This is a genomic window from Halomonas sp. PGE1, assembly GCF_013000985.1.
GTDB lineage: Bacteria > Pseudomonadota > Gammaproteobacteria > Pseudomonadales > Halomonadaceae > Halomonas > Halomonas alkalicola.
In genome coordinates this window covers 1,954,583-1,972,021 of the sequence record NZ_CP053032.1, presented here as the reverse complement: position 1 = coordinate 1,972,021, position 17,439 = coordinate 1,954,583, and the positions used below count along the sequence as shown (strand labels likewise).

The 17,439-nt window shown below is 66.0% G+C and carries 16 protein-coding genes; 9 read left to right on the top strand and 7 right to left on the bottom strand.

What is annotated here, in order from left to right; all coding sequences use genetic code 11:
• Window positions 1-221: 221 nt before the first annotated feature.
• Window positions 222-1,403, bottom strand: a complete 1,182-nt coding sequence (locus HIR79_RS09270; protein WP_249322100.1) for an RNA-guided endonuclease TnpB family protein — start codon at window positions 1,401-1,403, stop codon at window positions 222-224.
• Between the two features lie 277 nt (window positions 1,404-1,680).
• Here HIR79_RS09270 and HIR79_RS09265 point away from each other — a divergent pair, with 277 nt between their 5' ends.
• The 5 genes from HIR79_RS09265 to HIR79_RS09245 are packed head-to-tail and all read left to right on the top strand — an operon-like array spanning window position 1,681 to window position 8,313.
• Window positions 1,681-2,850, top strand: coding sequence for an isovaleryl-CoA dehydrogenase (locus HIR79_RS09265; RefSeq protein WP_169958120.1), 1,170 nt, complete (start codon window positions 1,681-1,683; stop codon window positions 2,848-2,850).
• A gap of 10 nt (window positions 2,851-2,860) precedes the next feature.
• On the top strand, window positions 2,861-4,468 hold the full coding sequence (locus HIR79_RS09260; RefSeq protein WP_169958119.1) for a carboxyl transferase domain-containing protein: 1,608 nt from the start codon (window positions 2,861-2,863) through the stop codon (window positions 4,466-4,468).
• 17 nt (window positions 4,469-4,485) lie between these two features.
• Entirely contained in the window at window positions 4,486-5,334 is an 849-nt protein-coding gene (locus tag HIR79_RS09255; protein ID WP_169958118.1) for an enoyl-CoA hydratase-related protein, read from the top strand.
• Window positions 5,331-7,409, top strand: coding sequence for an acetyl/propionyl/methylcrotonyl-CoA carboxylase subunit alpha (locus tag HIR79_RS09250; protein ID WP_169958117.1), 2,079 nt, complete (start codon window positions 5,331-5,333; stop codon window positions 7,407-7,409). Before HIR79_RS09255 ends, HIR79_RS09250 begins: the two co-directional genes overlap by 4 nt.
• 4 nt (window positions 7,410-7,413) lie before the next feature.
• The gene (locus HIR79_RS09245) at window positions 7,414-8,313 is read left to right on the top strand and encodes a hydroxymethylglutaryl-CoA lyase (protein ID WP_169958116.1); all 900 of its coding nucleotides are present in this window, start codon (window positions 7,414-7,416) and stop codon (window positions 8,311-8,313) included.
• 124 nt (window positions 8,314-8,437) lie between these two features.
• Here HIR79_RS09245 and yidI read toward each other — a convergent pair whose 3' ends face one another.
• The 3 genes from yidI to HIR79_RS09230 form a co-directional block, all read right to left on the bottom strand.
• Window positions 8,438-8,866, bottom strand: a complete 429-nt coding sequence (yidI, locus tag HIR79_RS09240) for an inner membrane protein YidI (RefSeq protein ID WP_169958115.1) — start codon at window positions 8,864-8,866, stop codon at window positions 8,438-8,440.
• A gap of 112 nt (window positions 8,867-8,978) precedes the next feature.
• A complete protein-coding gene (locus tag HIR79_RS09235; protein WP_169958114.1) occupies window positions 8,979-9,215 on the bottom strand; it encodes a helix-hairpin-helix domain-containing protein in 237 nt (78 codons plus the stop codon).
• Between the two features lie 90 nt (window positions 9,216-9,305).
• Window positions 9,306-9,722 carry a hypothetical protein gene (locus tag HIR79_RS09230; protein WP_169958113.1) on the bottom strand — a complete coding sequence of 139 codons (417 nt, stop codon included), beginning with the start codon at window positions 9,720-9,722 and terminating at the stop codon, window positions 9,306-9,308.
• A gap of 226 nt (window positions 9,723-9,948) precedes the next feature.
• Between HIR79_RS09230 and HIR79_RS09225 the strand changes: the two genes are divergently transcribed.
• A complete protein-coding gene (locus HIR79_RS09225) occupies window positions 9,949-10,914 on the top strand; it encodes an integron integrase (RefSeq protein WP_169958112.1) in 966 nt (321 codons plus the stop codon).
• Window positions 10,915-11,207: 293 nt separating this feature from the next.
• Here HIR79_RS09225 and HIR79_RS09220 read toward each other — a convergent pair whose 3' ends face one another.
• Both HIR79_RS09220 and HIR79_RS09215 read right to left on the bottom strand, forming a co-directional pair.
• Window positions 11,208-11,708, bottom strand: a complete 501-nt coding sequence (locus tag HIR79_RS09220; protein ID WP_169958111.1) for a VOC family protein — start codon at window positions 11,706-11,708, stop codon at window positions 11,208-11,210.
• Between the two features lie 210 nt (window positions 11,709-11,918).
• Complete coding sequence (locus tag HIR79_RS09215; RefSeq protein ID WP_169958110.1) at window positions 11,919-12,614, bottom strand: aspartate/glutamate racemase family protein; 696 nt, start codon at window positions 12,612-12,614, stop codon at window positions 11,919-11,921.
• Window positions 12,615-12,756: 142 nt separating this feature from the next.
• Between HIR79_RS09215 and HIR79_RS09210 the strand changes: the two genes are divergently transcribed.
• Window positions 12,757-13,104 (top strand): antibiotic biosynthesis monooxygenase family protein, encoded by a 348-nt coding sequence (locus HIR79_RS09210; RefSeq protein WP_169958109.1) that lies wholly within the window; start codon window positions 12,757-12,759, stop codon window positions 13,102-13,104.
• A 9-nt stretch (window positions 13,105-13,113) separates the two neighbouring features.
• Here the strand turns inward: HIR79_RS09210 and HIR79_RS09205 are convergent, their stop codons facing one another.
• Entirely contained in the window at window positions 13,114-15,015 is a 1,902-nt protein-coding gene (locus HIR79_RS09205) for an ABC transporter ATP-binding protein (RefSeq protein ID WP_169958108.1), read from the bottom strand.
• A gap of 166 nt (window positions 15,016-15,181) precedes the next feature.
• Here HIR79_RS09205 and HIR79_RS09200 point away from each other — a divergent pair, with 166 nt between their 5' ends.
• Entirely contained in the window at window positions 15,182-16,474 is a 1,293-nt protein-coding gene (locus HIR79_RS09200) for an MgtC/SapB family protein (protein WP_169958107.1), read from the top strand.
• 95 nt (window positions 16,475-16,569) lie between these two features.
• Window positions 16,570-17,418, top strand: a complete 849-nt coding sequence (locus HIR79_RS09195; RefSeq protein WP_169958106.1) for a MurR/RpiR family transcriptional regulator — start codon at window positions 16,570-16,572, stop codon at window positions 17,416-17,418.
• The last annotated feature ends 21 nt before the right edge of the window (window positions 17,419-17,439 follow it).

The following is a 17,439-nucleotide window of genomic DNA, read 5'->3' as shown; positions in this document are numbered from 1 at the left end:
ATCCCGAGGCACCACCCTCGGGAACAGCACCTATCGGTGCTACGCGCCATGCCTGGCGCACAACGACAAGGGCAGCCCACCGGGCTGCCCTTGTCGTTTCAATCCTATCGTTTCAATGCTGCCGTATCGAAACGGTCGTCGTGGCAGTGCCACCGTCCGACATTCGTGTGACTGCTCCCCACCCTAAGCGCTGACGCGCCACGGGCGAGGCTTCCCACTTCTCAGGCAGCAGCCGGCGATGTGCCGGACTTACGCAAGCCTCCATGGGCAGAGACGGACAGCCCTTCCGCCTTCAACTGGATGATGCCTTGCTGCTTGATGTTCAACGCCGCGTTGATGTCCCGGTCATGCTGTGTGTGGCAGGCCGGGCACTCCCACGACCGGACGTTCAACGGCATGGCGTCCCTCTTGTGCTGGCAGACATGGCAGGTCTTGGAGCTGGCAAACCACGGGTCGATCTTGACGAGATGCTTGCCCTGCTCCTTGGCCTTGTAGTCCAGCTTGGTGATCAAGGCATACCAGGACGCATCGCCGATGTGCTTGGCGAGTCTGCGGTTCTTCATCATGTTGCCGACCTTCAGCGTCTCGACGATCACCGCTTGGTTGTCGTCAACGATCTGTCGAGAGAGCTTGTGCTGGAAGTCGTGGCGGGCATTGGCGACCCGCTCGTGCGCCTTGGCGACGAGTAACCGTGCCTCGGCCCGATTCGCGCTGCCCTTCTTCGTGCGGGACAACGCCTGCTGCTTGCGCTTGAGATTCTTCTGCGCCTGCTTGAGGAAGCGCGGATTGGCGATCTTGCGGCCGGTGGAGTCAATGGCCAGATGCGACAGCCCCATATCGAGGCCCACGACCTTGGTGGTGTCAACGTCCTTCAGCAGTGCCGGGGCGGCCTGCTCAGTGTCAAACAGCAACGAGGCGTAGTGCTTGCCGGTGACGGTACGGGTCAGGGTGATGCTTTTCAGCCTGCCCTCGACCTTGCGATGCATCCTGGCCTTGATCGGCCCGAGCTTGGGCACCTTGATCCAGTCGTCGCCGGCCTTGACGCCGACGCAGTGATAGCTGGTCTGTTTGCCCCGCTTGCTCTTGAAGCGCGGATAGCCGGACTTCTGCTTGGGATCGAAGAAGCGTTGGAAGGCATGATCGAGGTTCATGCACGCCTGCTGGAGGGCGATGGAGTCAGCCTCTTTCAGCCAGCCGTACTTGCGCGATGTCTTGGCGACCGGCAGCAGCTTCTTGATGTCGTGCTTGGCGCTCAACGACTGGCCGTGGCGTTGGTAGCGATGGGACATGATGCGAAGGCCGGTGTTATAGACGAAGCGCACCGCGCCGAACTGGCGGTTCAGGAACACCGCCTGCTCGGTCGTCGGGTAGATGCGTATCTTCGTTGCCTTCAGCATAGCCATCTGCCAGATGCTGGATGTATACACAGCTTATGCCGACTGGCCAAGTGCTGCAAACCCAGCAGTGCTATCGCGCTGCCCGCTTGTATCCCCGCCCGAGTGGGCGAGGGTTTACGCGGATTTTTGCTAAAGCGTGAAAAGCTGCACTTTACGTTAACGTCAACCTGACCTAGTCTTGTGCCATCACGGTTTCACCACCCGACACGACCCGTCGTGCGCGCCCGGATGACCACCCTATCAGCCGGGCACCGCGACCACCGACAAGAACGGAGCCCCGCTCATGCATACGCCCTTCAAGCCCCTCGACTTCGGCCTCGACGACGAACTGAACATGCTGCGCGACCAGGTCAACGCCTTCGCCCGCGACGAGATCGCCCCGCGCGCCGCCGAGATCGACGAGAAGAACGAGTTCCCCAACGACCTCTGGCAGAAGTTCGGCGACATGGGCCTGCTCGGCATCACCGTCTCCGAGGAGGATGGCGGCACCGGCATGGGCTACCTGGCGCACTGCATCGCCATGGAGGAGATCTCCCGGGCCAGCGCCTCCGTGGGCCTCTCCTACGGCGCCCACTCCAACCTCTGCGTCAACCAGCTCAAGATCAACGCCAATGCCGAGCAGAAGGCCAAGTACCTGCCCAAGCTGATCAGCGGCGAGCACGTCGGGGCGCTGGCCATGTCCGAACCGGGCGCCGGCTCCGACGTGGTCTCCATGAAGCTGCGCGCCGAGAAGCGCGGCGACCGCTACGTGCTCAACGGCAACAAGATGTGGATCACCAACGGCCCCGACGCCCACGTGCTGGTGGTCTACGCCAAGACCGGCCCTGCGGCCGGCTCCAAGGGCATCACCGCCTTCATCATCGAGAAGGGCATGCCCGGCTTCTCCACCGCCCAGAAGCTCGACAAGCTCGGCATGCGCGGCTCCAACACCTGCGAGCTGGTGTTCCAGGACTGCGAGGTGCCGGAAGAGAACGTGCTGGGCGAGGTGGGCAAGGGCGTGCGCGTGCTGATGAGCGGCCTCGACTACGAGCGCACCGTGCTGGCCGCCGGCCCCATCGGCATCATGCAGGCCGCCATGGACATCGTGGTGCCCTACATCCACGAGCGTAAGCAGTTCAACCAGTCCATCGGCGAGTTCCAGCTGGTGCAGGGCAAGGTGGCCGACATGTACACCACCCTGAATGCCTGCCGCGCCTACCTCTACGCCGTGGCCGCCGGCTGCGACCGTGGCCAGACCTCCCGCAAGGACGCCGCCGGCGTGATCCTCTACTGCGCCGAGAAGGCCACCCAGGTCGCCCTGGACGCCATCCAGCTGCTGGGCGGCAACGGCTACATCAACGAGTACCCCACCGGCCGCCTGCTGCGCGACGCCAAGCTCTACGAGATCGGCGCCGGCACCAGCGAGATCCGCCGCATGCTGATCGGCCGCGAACTCTTCAACGAGTCCAAGTAAGGGGTTACCGATGGCCATTCTGACTACCCAGATCAATCCGCGCAGCGACGGCTTCCAGGCCAACGAGGCGTCGATGCGCCACGAGGTGATGAAGCTGCGCGAACTCACCGCCGCCATCGCTCAGGGCGGCGGCGAGAAGGCCCGCGTGCGCCACGAGTCCCGCGGCAAGCTCTTCGTGCGCGACCGCATCGACCACCTGATCGACGAGGGCTCCCCCTTTCTGGAGTTCTCGGCGCTGGCCGCCCATGAGGTCTACGACTCCGCGGTGCCCGCCGCCGGCGTGGTGACGGGCATCGGCCGCGTCTCCGGCGTCGAGTGCGTGATCGTCGCCAACGACGCCACCGTCAAGGGCGGCACCTACTTCCCGCTCACCGTGCGCAAGCACATCCGCGCCCAGGAGATCGCCCGCAAGCACCGCCTGCCCTGCATCTACCTGGTCGACTCCGGCGGCGCCTTCCTGCCCCGCCAGGACGAGGTCTTCCCGGACCGCGACCACTTCGGCCGCATCTTCTACAACCAGGCCACCCTCTCCGCCGAGGGCATCCCGCAGATCGCGGTGGTGATGGGCTCCTGCACCGCCGGCGGCGCCTACGTGCCCGCCATGGCCGACGAGTCGATCATCGTCCGCGAGCAGGGCACCATCTTCCTGGGCGGCCCGCCCCTGGTGAAGGCCGCCACCGGCGAGACCATCAGCGCCGAGGACCTGGGCGGCGCCGACGTGCACGCCAAGAAGAGCGGCGTGGCCGACCACTACGCCGAGAACGACGCCCACGCCCTGCAGCTCTGCCGGGCCTGCGTGTCGCGGCTCAACTGGCAGAAGCGCGGCCAGCTCAAGATGCAGGCGCCCAAGCCCCCGCGCCTGGACCCGGCCGAGCTCTACGGCATCGTCGGCACCGACCTCAAGAAGCCCTACGACGTGCGCGAGGTGATCGCCCGCATCGTCGACGACTCCGACTTCGACGAGTTCAAGCGCTACTACGGCGACACCCTGGTGACCGGCTTCGCCCATATCCACGGCCACCCGGTGGGCATCGTCGCCAACAACGGCGTGCTCTTCTCCGAATCCGCCGTGAAGGGCGCGCACTTTATCGAGCTGTGTGCGCAGAGGAAAATACCTTTGATTTTCCTCCAAAATATTACCGGCTTTATGGTGGGCTCCAAGTACGAGCACGAGGGCATCGCCAAGCACGGCGCCAAGCTCGTCACCGCGGTGGCCTGCGCCAAGGTGCCCAAGTTCACCGTGCTGATCGGCGGCAGCTTCGGCGCCGGCAACTACGGCATGTGCGGCCGCGCCTACGACCCCAACCTGCTCTTTATGTGGCCGAATGCCAGAATTTCCGTCATGGGGGGTGAACAAGCCGCCGGCGTGCTGGCCCAGGTCAAGCGCGAGCAGATCGAGCGCGAGGGCCGCGAGTGGAGCAAGGAGGAGGAAGAGGCCTTCAAGCAGCCCACCCGCGAGCAGTACGAGCACCAGGGCCACCCCTACTACGCCAGTGCGCGGCTTTGGGACGACGGCGTGATCGACCCGGCCCAGACCCGCGACGTGCTTGGGCTGTCGCTGGCCGCGGCCATGAATGCCGAGGTCGAAGAGACCAAGTTCGGCGTGTTCCGGATGTGACCGCAGGGGATCCCGTTATGTCTGAGACAACCTTTTCACGGCTGGAGCTCGACGACCGCGGCATCGCCTGGCTGACGCTGGAGCGCCCCGAGGTCCACAACGCCTTCGACGACAGCCTGATCGCCGAGCTCAACGCCCACCTGGAGCGTCTTCGCGACGCCGCCCATCACGGCGAGGTGCGCGCCGTGGTGCTGGGCTCCGAGGGCAAGAGCTTCTCCGCCGGGGCCGACCTCGGCTGGATGAAGCGCATGGTGGAGTACGACTTCGAGGGCAACCTGGCGGACTCGCGCAAGCTCGCCGCCCTGATGCACGGGCTCGACACCCTGCCCTGCCCCACCCTCTGCCGCGTGCAGGGGGCCGCCTTCGGCGGCGCCGTGGGCCTGGCCGCCTGCTGCGACATCGTCGTCGCCTCCGAGAAGGCAAAGTTCTGCCTCTCCGAGGTGAAGATCGGCCTCTCGCCCGCGGTGATCAGCCCCTACGTGCAGCGCGCCCTGGGCGAGCGCCAGATGCGCCGCTACGCGCTCACCGCCGAGGTGATGGACGCCACCACCGCCCTGGCGCTGGGCCTCGTTCATCGCCTCGCCCCCCACGACGAGCTCGACGCCGCCGTGGATGCCATGCTCGACATCCTGCTGGCCGGCTCGCCCCAGGCCCAGCGCGCCACCAAGGCGCTGCTGGCCGAGGTGGCCCGGGAGCCCGACAGCAAGGCCACCCGCGAGCACACCTGCCGGGTGATCTCCGAGCTGCGCGTCAGCGCCGAGGGTCAGGAAGGCCTGGCCAGCTTCTTCGAGAAGCGCCGCCCCGCCTGGACAAACGACAGCGACAACCGTGTCGCCGACAACAATGCCGCGGAGCCCCGCTCATGACCTCTGAAGTGAAGAAATTCGATACCCTGCTGGTCGCCAACCGCGGCGAGATCGCCTGCCGGGTGATGCGCACCGCGCGCGCCATGGGCCTGCGCACCGTGGCCGTCTACTCCGACGCCGACGCCAACGCCCGCCACGTGCGCGAGGCCGACGAGGCTGTGCGCCTGGGCCCCGCCGCCGCCCGCGAGAGCTACCTGAAGGTCGAGGCGGTGATCGAGGCCGCACGCCGCACCGGCGCCGGCGCCATCCACCCCGGCTACGGCTTCCTCTCCGAGAACGGCCCCTTCGTGGAGGCCCTCGAGAAGGCCGGCATCACCTTCGTCGGCCCGCCCGCCTCGGCCATCGCCGCCATGGGCGACAAGTCCGCCGCCAAGGAGCGCATGTCCCACGCCGGCGTGCCCCTGGTGCCGGGCTACCACGGCGACGACCAGGATGACGCCCTGCTCAAGAGCGAGGCGGACAAGATCGGCTACCCGGTGCTGCTCAAGGCCAGCGCCGGCGGCGGCGGCAAGGGCATGCGCGTGGTGGAATCCGCCGCGGGCTTCCAGGCCGCCCTGGACGGCTGCCGACGCGAGTCCCAGGCCGCCTTCGGCGACCAGCGCATGCTGATCGAGAAGTACCTGACCCAACCGCGCCACGTGGAGGTCCAGGTGTTCTGCGACAGCCACGGCAACGGCGTCTACCTCTTCGAGCGCGACTGCTCCGTGCAGCGCCGCCACCAGAAGGTACTCGAGGAAGCCCCGGCCCCGGGCATGAGCGCCGAACTGCGCCGCGAGATGGGCGAGGCCGCCGTGCGCGCCGCCCGCGAGATCGGCTACTTGGGCGCCGGCACCGTGGAGTTCCTGCTGGACTCTTCACAAGGTCAGGACGGCGCTTTCTATTTCATGGAGATGAACACCCGCCTGCAGGTGGAGCACCCGGTCACCGAGATGATCACCGGCCAGGACCTGGTCGAGTGGCAGCTGCGCGTGGCCATGGGCGAGCGGCTGCCTCTCGCGCAGGATGAGCTGACCATCACCGGCCACAGCTTCGAGGCGCGCCTCTACGCCGAGGACCCGGAGCAGGACTTCCTGCCCGCCACCGGCCGCCTGGACCGCTTCGCCCTGGACCTGGTGGGCGCCGGCCTTAGCTCTTCAGAAAAGGGCTCCAACAAGGTGCGCCTGGACAGCGGCGTGGAGAGCGGCGACGTCGTCTCCATGCACTACGACCCGATGCTCGCCAAGCTGATCGTCCACGGCGACGACCGCGACCAGGCACTCGCCACCCTCAATCGGGCCCTCGCGGCGCTGGACGTGCAGGGGGTGGTCACCAACCGCGCCTTCCTGCAGCGCCTGGCCACCCACCCCGCCTTCAAGGGCTGCGAGCTCGACACCCGCTTCATCGAGAAGAACGAAGCGAGTCTCTTCGCCCCGCGCGAGGTCACTACCGAGGCCTACGCCGCCGCGGCGCTGATCGGCCTCAAGCAGCTGGCCCGCGAGTGCGAGAGCGACTCCCCCTGGGATCGCCACGACGGCTTCCGTCTCAATGCCCCGCACACCATCCGCCTGGCCCTGTGTGCCACCGGCCAGAACCTGACCAATGCCCAGGCGCCGGACGCCGAAGGCGTGGTGATCGTGGAAGGCACCCGCGAGACCGACGCCGACCCCTGGCACCTGACCATCGGCGACACCACCCTCACCGCCCGCCTGCAGCATCTGGAAGGCGACGCCGTGGCGGTGACCCTCGACGGCCACCGCCGCCGCCTGCAGGCCCGCCTGGGCGAGAACGGCGTGGTGGTGATGGCCGACCCGAGCGGCGAGACCCGCCTCTTCTGGCGCCGCATCGACGCCATCGACCATGGCCAGCACGAGGCGGAATCCACCCTCACCGCGCCCATGCACGGCACCGTGGTGGCGCTGCTGGTGGAGCCGGGCCAGAAGGTGGAGAAAGGCATGCCGCTGATGGTCATGGAAGCCATGAAGATGGAGCACACCATGTCCGCCCCCGCCGATGGCCACGTGGCGAGCTTCCACTTCGCCGCCGGCGACACCGTGGGCCAGGGCGACGTGCTGCTCGAATTCGCCCCGGAGGAGTAAGCCAATGGCATTCCCGAAACAGGTTCGCCTGGTCGAGGTCGGCCCCCGCGACGGCCTGCAGAACGAGCCCGAGCCGATCAGCACCGCCACCAAGCTGGAGCTGATCGACCGCCTGGGCGCGGCCGGCCTCAGCTACATCGAGGCGGCCAGCTTCGTCTCGCCCAAGTGGGTGCCGCAGATGGCCGACCACCGCGAGGTGATGCAGAACCTCGCCCGGCTGGAGGGCGTCACCTATGCGGCGCTGACCCCCAACCTCCAGGGGCTGGAAGCGGCACTCGAGTGCGGCGTCGAGGAGGTGGCGGTGTTCGGCGCCGCCTCCGAGGCCTTCTCCCAGAAGAACATCAACTGCTCCGTGGCCGAGTCCCTGGCGCGCTTCGAACCGGTGCTTGAGCGCGCCCAGGCCGCCGGCGTGCGGGTGCGCGGCTACGTTTCCACCGTGCTGGGCTGCCCCTACGAGGGCGAGATCGCCCCCGCCAAGGTGGCCGAAGTGAGCAAGGCGCTCTATGAGATGGGCTGCTACGAGGTGTCGCTGGGCGACACCATCGGCGTGGGCACCCCCCTCAAGGCCAAGCGCATGCTCGAGGCGGTAAGCCGCGAAGTGCCCATGGCCCAGCTCGCCGCCCACTTCCACGACACCTACGGCCAGGCGCTGGCCAACCTCTACGCGGTGCTGGAGGAAGGCATCGCGGTGGTGGACAGCTCCGTTGCCGGCCTCGGCGGCTGCCCCTACGCCAAGGGCGCCTCCGGTAACGTGGCAAGCGAAGACGTGGTCTACCTGCTCAACGGCCTCGGCATCGAGACCGGCATCGAGCTCGAGGCACTGGCCGCCACCGGCACCTGGATCACCCAGGCCATCGGCCGGCCCAACCGCTCCAAGGTGGGAGTGGCGCTCGCCGCCAGGTAATCGCAACGCCAACAAGCGAAAGCCCCCGAGCCAGATGAATGACTCGGGGGCTTTGGTATTGCATAACACCTGAGTTAAGCCGCGTGCCGGAGGCACGTCGGCTTGAATGATTAGTTAGACGTACCTAGCCGAAGAACATGCCAAGGAACGCCGCCACTGCAAGCAGAATGATTATTGCGCCAAGCGCGCCGACCACAAAGGGGAAAGCCACGGCCGCGCCGCCCAGGGCGGCTGCGCCAACACACGCACGCTTCGGCTCCTTCTGCACGAAGCCAACGACAGCCAGCACCAAGGCCAGGCTCCCCAGAATGGATGTTGCTGTAACAACCAGTCTGTAGGAGTCCCACTGGGGCGCGGGCGCTTCGCGCTCTCGCCCAGTGAGTCGATCGACTGTGGCATCGCGAATGGCTACAACTTTGTCGGCGATTCGATCCTCAATCGCAGGCTGGGGAGCAGCGGCAGACAGCCAGAAGTGTGCAATCGCAACAAGAAGTGCGAGCGCCCCTAGCGCCAAGCCAACTGTGCTGAACTTCAGCTTGCGAGGATCTGCCATTGGACGCCTAACGCCCGGCTTTGGGGCGGACTTGTAGCCGCGAAGCGGCGGAAAGGCCGTCCCAGCCCCGAAGGGGCGACAACAGCCGATTGTTATGTAAGCGCGCCGCCATCTATAGACCTTGCCTTGCTCTTTCTATTGCAGACTTGACCGCCGACAAGGCCTGAGGACTATTCTTCCAGCAAGTAGTTCTGAGCATAGACGCCACTCTTTCAGCAATTTCTTTTGGCTCATAGTTCGCTAACTCAGAAAAAGAATCTATACCTATTTCTTCAAAACGTTTAACAACCGTAGGCCCCACACCCTTCACTTCGAGTAGAGCGGTTTTTTCTGATTCACTGAATGCCATACCGGAACTCCTTAAGCCACATAACGCCGCCATAAACGGCGCGAGCTTGCGAGCGTCCGGCGACCGTAGGGAGCGAATTTAATGGCCTTGTTAGGCGATTTCATGACCAAGCCCAATACGATGCCAAGCCTCTTTGAATTGTGGCTGATCATAAGAAGTGGGTTGCAACCAGTAAGACACGCGGCCCTCTTTTTCACCGCGATGAGCCAATGATTTTATCTCTTCAGGTAAAAGCACAAAAACATTTGGCTCTTTTGCGACATTATTTACGATGAGCCAGAAGTCCCCCATAACTTTTTCAAGTGAGTTTCCGAGCGGAACTGGGTTTCGTTTTGAAAGCGCCTTTACTTGAACCCCGATAAAGTCAGTGCCTTCTTTATTGTATGCAATTATGTCAATGCCTCTTGCATTTCTGGCAGTTGGCATAACATTCCAGCCCATGCACGACAGTTTATAACAGGCATAGTACATGCCGATATTGCCAGTTACTTGAGTCTCTAATTTCACGCTGGATTCCTTGTGTGCCTAACAGGTATTAGACAGCGTGCTCGTTTATTGACTTGAACGAGCACGCGTGTTCAACAATCTTATCATCGCAAGCTTTACCAGCTAACCCCTTGATTTCATTATTCCCAAAGAAAAACTTGGCCACCTATACAAAATTCGCACGCTTGCGCGTTTTGCCAGCGTCAATAATACTGTATGGACATCCATGCATCGGGAGGACGGGAGTATGGATACGCACAGCAAACCGCCGAAGCTGATGGACCGGGTCAGGGCCACCCTGCGGGTGAAACGCTACAGCCCGCGTACCGAAAAGACCTACTGCTACTGGATACGCTACTTCATTCGCTTCCACGGGGTCCGGCATCCCGCCGGCATGGGCGAAGCGGAGGTACGCGCCTTCCTGGAACATTTGGCGGTGGAGCGCCGGGTAGCGGCGGCTACGCAGAATCAGGCGCTGAATGCCCTTGTGTTTCTCTATCGGCACGTACTCGACCAGCCCTTGGGAGATATCGGAGAGTTCTCACGTGCCAAGCGCCCTCGCCGGCTTCCGCTGGTGCTTTCTCACGAGGATGTCATGCGCGTGTTGGGCCACCTGTCCGGCCCCATGCAACTGATGGCCACCTTGATGTATGGCTCAGGGCTGCGGCTCCTTGAGACGTGCCGATTACGTGTCCGGGATATCGACTTCGACCGCCAGATCATCACAGTGAGAGCCGGCAAGGGCGACAAGGACAGAACCACCCTACTCCCTGGGATCAGCATTCCCGCCCTACAGCTCAGCATAACGGCGGCCAAACATCAGCTTGACGATCGCCTGCAGCATGGGAGCGTGCCGGTGACACTGCCCCACGCGCTCGATCGCAAGTACCCCAATGCCGGTGTCTCTCTGGCCTGGCAATGGCTCTTCCCCGCCAGCCGCCCTTGCTTCGACGATACCGGAAAGGTCGTGCTACATCATATCCATCCGTCAGCGGTGCAAAGAGCGGTGAGACAGGCCATGCGTGCTGCTTCACTTACCCGTCCAGGCTCTTGCCATACCCTCCGGCACAGCTTCGCCACTCAGCTTCTGAACCAGGGCACGGACATCCGCACGGTACAGGAGTTGCTTGGCCACAAAAGCGTAGAAACCACCCAGATCTATACTCATGTACTGGGCAAAGGCTTTGCGGGAGTACGAAGCCCTCTTGGGTAAGCGGGGTTTCAAGTACCAAGCGCACCAGGCACGCTACCGCCCCTACCCGGCAAGCCGTGATGGCACCCTGCCATCCCTGCGGTAGTCCCTGCGCTGCGTGTGGTGGCATTTCGCCTGGTCGTCTAAGCGACCTTAACCAATCAGCGTATGCGACATAACCGATGGATGCCACACCCGATTGGTCGCAGAGGTGGCAAGGCCCCCGAGCCAGGTGAATGACTCGGGGGCCTTGCTTGGGGGGGCAACGCTCAGCGGCAGCGGCGGCGCGCAGCGCGGTCTGCGGCATGCTGCTGTCAGACCGACGGCTTCTCGCCACGAACCGCCGCTTCGATCACGGCGATGTCGATCTTCTTCATCGTCATCATGGCATCGAACGCCCGCTTGGCGGCGGCTCGGTCGGGGCTGGTGTAGGCCCTGGTCAGCGCGATGGGGGTAATCTGCCAGGAGATGCCCCACTTGTCCCTGCACCAGCCGCACTCGATTTCCTGGCCGCCGTTGCCGACGATCGCCTTCCAGTAGCGGTCGGTCTCGGCCTGGTCCTCGGTGGCCACCTGGAACGAGAACGCCTCGTTGTGCTGGATACCCGGCCCACCGTTAAGCCCTAGGCAGGGAATGCCCATCACGGTGAATTCGACGGTCAGGACATCACCCTGCTTGCCCGCCGGGTAGTCTCCCGGTGCGCGATGGACCGCACCGACGGCGGAGTCGGGAAAGGTGCTGGCGTAGAACCTCGCCGCCTCCTCGGCATCGCGCTCGTACCACAGGCAAATCGTGTTCTTGGCAATCGTCGTCATAGGCGCCTCCATCATGGTTGCAGGTCGAGTATTGCCCGGTCGCTTCCCTCCAGGGACAAGGCCACGGCCACGTGGCCGTTGCCGATTCACCCTTGTGCGCTACCGGGGCATCTCACCCCGTAGTCGCGTGAGGAAAGGCCAGATCGACAGCCGGCGAGGATTTTTTCGATAGAGGCCGATCCGACGGGGCGTCGCCGGTATGCGCGATGACTACGGGGTCGCAAGGGCGGCCTCCACCGCCTGTTCGGCATGGATGGCGGTGGTGTCGAAGAGGGGAACGTCCGTTTCGTCGGCCTGGATCAGCAGCCCGATCTCCGTGCAGCCGAGGATGACACCCTGGGCGCCCTGCCCGGCCAGCGAGGCCACGATCTCAAGGTACTCAGCTTTGGAATCCGCCCGTATCTCGCCACGGCAGAGCTCGTCGTAGATGACGGCATGCACCCGCTCGCGCTGCGCGGCATCGGGAATCAACACCCGAATGCCCTGCGCCTCCAGGCGCTCGCGATAGAAAGCCTGCTCCATGGTGAAGCGGGTGCCGAGCAGCCCCACCCGGGTCACTCCCCGCCTGTGCAGCGCCCTGGCGGTGGCATCGGCGATGTGCAGCAGCGGAATCTCGACGGCCTGCTCGAGCTGCGGGGCGACCCTGTGCATGGTGTTGGTGCACAGCACCAGGAAGTCGGCGCCGGCCACCGCCAGGGAGCGGGCCGCTGCGCCGAGGATCTGTGCCGTGGCCGCCCAGTCGCCGCGGCGCTGCAGCGCCTCAATCTCGGCGAAGTCCACGCTGTAGAGCACCAGCCGGGCGGAGTGCAGCCCGCCCAGCCGCGCCTTCACCCCCTGGTTGATGAGCCGGTAGTAGGTCTGGGTCGATTCCCAGCTCATGCCGCCGATCAGCCCTATCGTCTTCATCTTCCCTCCTCTTGCGGCCCCGGGTCGGGTGAGTGACTCGGGGGCCGTTTCCCTTTAGGTTCAGGGGGAGTGCCCGCCAGGGCCGCGGGGCCGGGCAGCTAGTGCGCCCTGCCGCTTCACGCATTATTGACCAGGAGCTTACATGATCGCCGTCATCTTCGAAGTGATGCCGAAGGCCGAGCATCGCGACCACTACCTCGATATCGCCGCGAGCCTACGCCCGCTGCTGGAGGAGGCCGATGGCTTCATCTCCATCGAGCGTTTCGAGAGCCTGACCCAGCCGGGCAAGCTGCTCTCGCTCTCCTTCTGGCGCGACGAGGAGGCCGTGGCCGAATGGCGCCGGCTGGAGCGCCATCGCGCCGCCCAGGCCGAGGGGCGCCGCGAGATCTTCGCCGACTACCGCCTGCGCGTGGCCGGGGTGCTGCGCGACTACGGCATGCACGACCGCGAGCAAGCCCCCGCGGACAGCCGCGAGCGGCACGAGTCTTGACCCGCCTGATCAGACCGACTCGGCCTCACCCTCCACGTCCACCCCGATGAAACCACCGGACTGGCGCCGCCAGAGGGCGGCGTAGAGGCCGTCTCGCGCCAGCAGCTCCTGGTGGGTGCCGCTCTCGACGATCTGGCCCTCGTCGATCACCACCAGGCGGTCGAGCATGGCGATGGTGGAGAGCCGGTGGGCGATGGCGATCACCGTCTTGCCCTCCATCAGGGTGTAGAGCTGCTCCTGGATCGCCGCCTCAACCTCGGAATCCAGCGCCGAGGTGGCCTCGTCCAGCACCAGGATGGGGGCGTTCTTGAGCAGCACCCGGGCGATGGCGATGCGCTGGCGCTGCCCGCCGGAGAGCTTGACGCCGCGCTCGCCCACGTGGGCATCCAGGCCGCGGCGGCCCTGCAGGTCCACCAGCTCGTCGATGAAGGTGTCGGCGTGGGCGCGGCGCACCGCCTCGAGGATCGCCTCCTCGCTGGCCTCCGGGCTGCCGTAGCGGATGTTGTCACGCAGCGAGCGGTGCAGCAGCGAGGTGTCCTGAGTGACCATGCCGATATGGCGGCGCAGCGATTCCTGGGTCACCGCGGCGATGTCCTGGCCGTCGATCAGGATGCGCCCGCCCTCCAGGTCGTAGAAGCGCAGCAGCAGGTTGGCCAGGGTCGACTTGCCCGCCCCGGAGCGGCCGATCAGTCCCACCTTCTCGCCCGGGGCGATGGTGAGATCCAGGCCGTCGAAGACCCTTCGGCCCTCCCCATCCGGCCGTGCGTAGCCGAAGCGCAGCGCCGCGAAGCGGATCTCGCCGTGGGGCACCGCGAGCTCGCCGGCGTCGGGGGCGTCGGTCACCGCGGGCTCCCGGGCGATGGTGTTGATGCCATCCTGCACGGTGCCGATGTTCTCGAACAGGCTCGCCACCTCCCAGAGGATCCAGTCGGACATGAAGCGGATACGCATCACCAGCGCGATGGCCACGGCGATGGTGCCGAGCGACACCGCCTCCAGGTACCAGGCGCCGATGGCGATGGCCGCCACGCTTGCCAGCAGCAGCGAGTTGAGCAGGGTCAGGGTCACGGTGAGGCCGGTGGCCAGGCGCATCTGGCGATGCACCGTGCCCATGAAGCCCTCCATGGCGTCACGGGCGTAGTCCTGCTCGCGGCGGGTGTCGGCGAACAGCTTGATGGTCTGGATGTTGCTGTAACTGTCGACGATGCGCCCGGTCATCACCGCCCGGGCGTCGGCCTGCTCCATGGAGACCCGGCGCAGGCGCGGCACGAAGACCCGCATGATGGCGATATAGCCGGCCAGCCACGCCACCAGCGGCAGCATCAGCCAGGGCTCGGCGCTGCCCAGCAGCACCATGGCGCCGACAAAGTAGACGACCACGTAGACCATCAGGTCCATCAGCTTGGTCACCGTCTCGCGGATCGCCAGGGCCGTCTGCATCACCTTCTGGGAGACCCGGCCGGCGAACTCGTCCTGATAGAAGGCGAGGCTCTGGCCCAGCATGTGGCGGTGCGCCAGCCAGCGGCCGATCATCGGGTAGTTGCCGAAGATGCTCTGGTGGGTCACCAGCGCCTGCAGCAGGGTCAAGAGCGGCAGCAGCACCATCACCAGCGCCGCCATGCCCGCCAGGCGCCAGCCGTACTCGGCGAAGAAGCCCGCCCGCTCGGCGCCGGCCAGCCAGTCCACCAGCTGCCCCATGTAGTGGAAGAAGAGCACCTCCGCGGCGGAGACCAGGGCGGTGAGCAGCGACATGACCACAAGCAGCGGCAGCACCGGCCGCGTGAAGTGCAGGATGAAGGCGAAGAGCCCCCGGGGCGGCGTGCCGCCGAGGTCCTGCGGGTAGGGGTTCACCAGGTGCTCGAAGTAACGGAAGACGTGGTGGGAAACCAAGCGCAAACGGGAGTGAAGCATGGCGGCAGTCCATTGACACGGGGTGGCTCGGGCACGCCAGGGTAACCTCCATCACGCCGTTGGCGGTACCTCAGATACGAGGCCTCCCCCGACCCGGCGCGCGATACTGGCCAGGCCCCGGCGAGCGGGCCACCCTGATCTAAACACCAGGGGGAGCGACTCGCCAATGGAAGACGTGACTCGCGAATTCCTCGATACCAACCAGCCATTGATCCGACTGGCGGTCGCCCTGCTGCTGGGCGCCCTGATCGGCATCGAACGCGGCTGGGTGGCACGCGAGCAGCGCGCCGGCCTGCGCATCGCGGGCGTGCGTACCCACGCCCTGGTGGGGCTTCTGGGCGGCATCGCCGCCCTGCTCTCGGCGTCGGTCAGCGCCTGGGCCTTCCCGCTGATCTTCGTGGCGGTGGCGGTTACCGCCCTGGTGGCCTGGCAGGCACGGCTCGGCGATCCGCCGGACTTCAGCATCACCGGCCTGATCGGCCTGCTGCTCACCTTCTGCTTCGGCGCCGTGGCGGTAGGCGTGGACCTGGCCGTGGCCACCGCCTGCGCCGTGGCCACGGCGCTGATCCTGGACAACAAGCGCGAGATCCACGGCCTGCTGAACCGGCTCCAGGCCCACGAGCTGGACGCCGGCCTCAAGCTGCTGGTGATCAGCGTGGTGATGCTGCCGCTGCTGCCCAACCAGGCCCTGGGCCCGGGAGGCGTGATCAACCCCTACCAGCTGTGGTGGATGGTGGTGCTGGTCGCCTCGGTCTCCTTCGTCGGCTACTTCGCGATCCGCGTGGGCGGCACCGAGAAGGGCATCCTCTTCACCAGCCTGTTCGCCGGGCTCAGCTCCTCCACGGCCCTGACCCTGCACTTCGCCCGTCAGTCACGCCTGGCGCCGGCCCATGGGCCGCTGCTGGCGGCAGGCATCCTGCTCGCCTGCGGCACCATGTTCCCGAGGATCCTGCTCTACGCCGCGGTGATCAGCCCAGGGCTGCTGTCGTCGCTGTGGCTGCCGATCAGCCTGATGGCCCTGACCCTCTATCTTCCCTCGCTGCTGATCTGGCGCCGCCACCACCGCCAAGGCCTGGTGGAGAGCCCCGCCCTGATCAGGAACCCGCTGGAGCTGCGGCTGGCGCTGCTCTTCGGCGCCCTGCTGGCGCTGATCATGCTGCTCGGCGAATGGCTGCGCAGCGCCCTGGGCGATGCCGGCATCTACCTGCTGGCCACCACCTCGGGCCTCGCCGACGTGGATGCCATCACCCTTTCCCTGACCCGCATGTCGCTGGAGACCATCGCCGGCCAGACGGCCGTGCTGGGGATCATCCTGGCCGCGGCCACCAACAACCTGGTCAAGGCGGGCCTCGCCGGCCTCCTCGGCACCCGAGACATCGGGTGGCGAGTCGCCGGGCCGATGCTGGCGTCGCTGCTGATCGGCCTGGCCGCCGCCCTGGCGATGCGCCTGGCGGGGTAGGCAGCGCCTGACTGCGTCCCGACTCTTGCCATCCGCAGTTGCGACCCCGATTGCCACCGGACATGATGTCTGAAACCACAGTTTCAGGAGCCGGCATGGCCAGATCCTCGCAGGCGCGTTCCTTCCTCGCCAGGGTGCGCAGCGCCCTGCCCTCCCTGCACCCGGCCGAGCGCCGGCTCGGCGAGTTCGTGTGCGATTTCCCAGGTGAAATCGCCAGCTACGATGCCCAGGAGCTGGCGAAGTTTGCCGGGGTCTCCAAGGCCACGGTGTCGCGCTTCGTGCGCCGGCTCGGCTACGAGAACTACGAGGCGGCGCGCAAGCACGCCCGGGAAGAGCAGGCCACCGGCTCGCGGCTCTTCCTGCAGAGCGCAGCCCTGGAGCCGGGCGAGCGCTCCCTGGCGCTCAACCTGGAGCAGGGCAAGGACAACCTGGACCGCACCTTCTCGGCGATCACCCAGGCGCAGGTGGATGAGGTGGCCCGGGCCATCCTCGAGGCCCGCAAGACCTGGGTCATCGGCTTTCGCGCCAGCCACCCCTTCGCCGACTACCTGCGCTGGCAGCTCACCCAGGTGGTGGAGCAGGTGGTCAGCCTGCCCGGAGGCGGCGAGACCCTGGGCGAGCACCTGGTCAGCCTGCGCCCGGAGGACTGCGTGGTCGTCATCGGCCTGCGCCGCCGGGTGGCGATCACCGAGCAGGTGCTGGCCGAGGCCCGCGAGAGCGGCGCCCGGGTGCTCTACATCACCGACGAGGGGCTCACCCCGGACCGAAGCGTCACCTGGCACTTCCGCTGCTGCACCCTGGCCGCGGGGCCGCTGTTCAACCACACCGCCGTGATGGCGCTCTGCCACCTGCTGGCCATGCGCACCATCGAGCTGGCCGGTGACGACTCGCGTCGCCGCCTGCGCCGCATCGAGACGCTGAACGACAAGCTCGAAGAGCTGTAGGAAGACGGCACCCTCCCGGTG

What these genes read in the sequence shown, in the direction of transcription:
- yidI (WP_169958115.1), bottom strand. Translation starts at nt 8,866, where the DNA reads ATGGCAGATCCTCGCAAGCTGAAGTTCAGCACAGTTGGCTTGGCGCTA.
- HIR79_RS09205 (WP_169958108.1), bottom strand. Translation starts at nt 15,015, where the DNA reads ATGCTTCACTCCCGTTTGCGCTTGGTTTCCCACCACGTCTTCCGTTAC.
- HIR79_RS09250 (WP_169958117.1), top strand. Translation starts at nt 5,331, where the DNA reads ATGACCTCTGAAGTGAAGAAATTCGATACCCTGCTGGTCGCCAACCGC.
- HIR79_RS09215 (WP_169958110.1), bottom strand. Translation starts at nt 12,614, where the DNA reads ATGAAGACGATAGGGCTGATCGGCGGCATGAGCTGGGAATCGACCCAG.
- HIR79_RS09245 (WP_169958116.1), top strand. Translation starts at nt 7,414, where the DNA reads ATGGCATTCCCGAAACAGGTTCGCCTGGTCGAGGTCGGCCCCCGCGAC.
- HIR79_RS09260 (WP_169958119.1), top strand. Translation starts at nt 2,861, where the DNA reads ATGGCCATTCTGACTACCCAGATCAATCCGCGCAGCGACGGCTTCCAG.
- HIR79_RS09200 (WP_169958107.1), top strand. Translation starts at nt 15,182, where the DNA reads ATGGAAGACGTGACTCGCGAATTCCTCGATACCAACCAGCCATTGATC.
- HIR79_RS09270 (WP_249322100.1), bottom strand. Translation starts at nt 1,403, where the DNA reads ATGGCTATGCTGAAGGCAACGAAGATACGCATCTACCCGACGACCGAG.
- HIR79_RS09265 (WP_169958120.1), top strand. Translation starts at nt 1,681, where the DNA reads ATGCATACGCCCTTCAAGCCCCTCGACTTCGGCCTCGACGACGAACTG.
- HIR79_RS09210 (WP_169958109.1), top strand. Translation starts at nt 12,757, where the DNA reads ATGATCGCCGTCATCTTCGAAGTGATGCCGAAGGCCGAGCATCGCGAC.
- HIR79_RS09195 (WP_169958106.1), top strand. Translation starts at nt 16,570, where the DNA reads ATGGCCAGATCCTCGCAGGCGCGTTCCTTCCTCGCCAGGGTGCGCAGC.
- HIR79_RS09235 (WP_169958114.1), bottom strand. Translation starts at nt 9,215, where the DNA reads ATGGCATTCAGTGAATCAGAAAAAACCGCTCTACTCGAAGTGAAGGGT.
- HIR79_RS09220 (WP_169958111.1), bottom strand. Translation starts at nt 11,708, where the DNA reads ATGACGACGATTGCCAAGAACACGATTTGCCTGTGGTACGAGCGCGAT.
- HIR79_RS09225 (WP_169958112.1), top strand. Translation starts at nt 9,949, where the DNA reads ATGGATACGCACAGCAAACCGCCGAAGCTGATGGACCGGGTCAGGGCC.
- HIR79_RS09255 (WP_169958118.1), top strand. Translation starts at nt 4,486, where the DNA reads ATGTCTGAGACAACCTTTTCACGGCTGGAGCTCGACGACCGCGGCATC.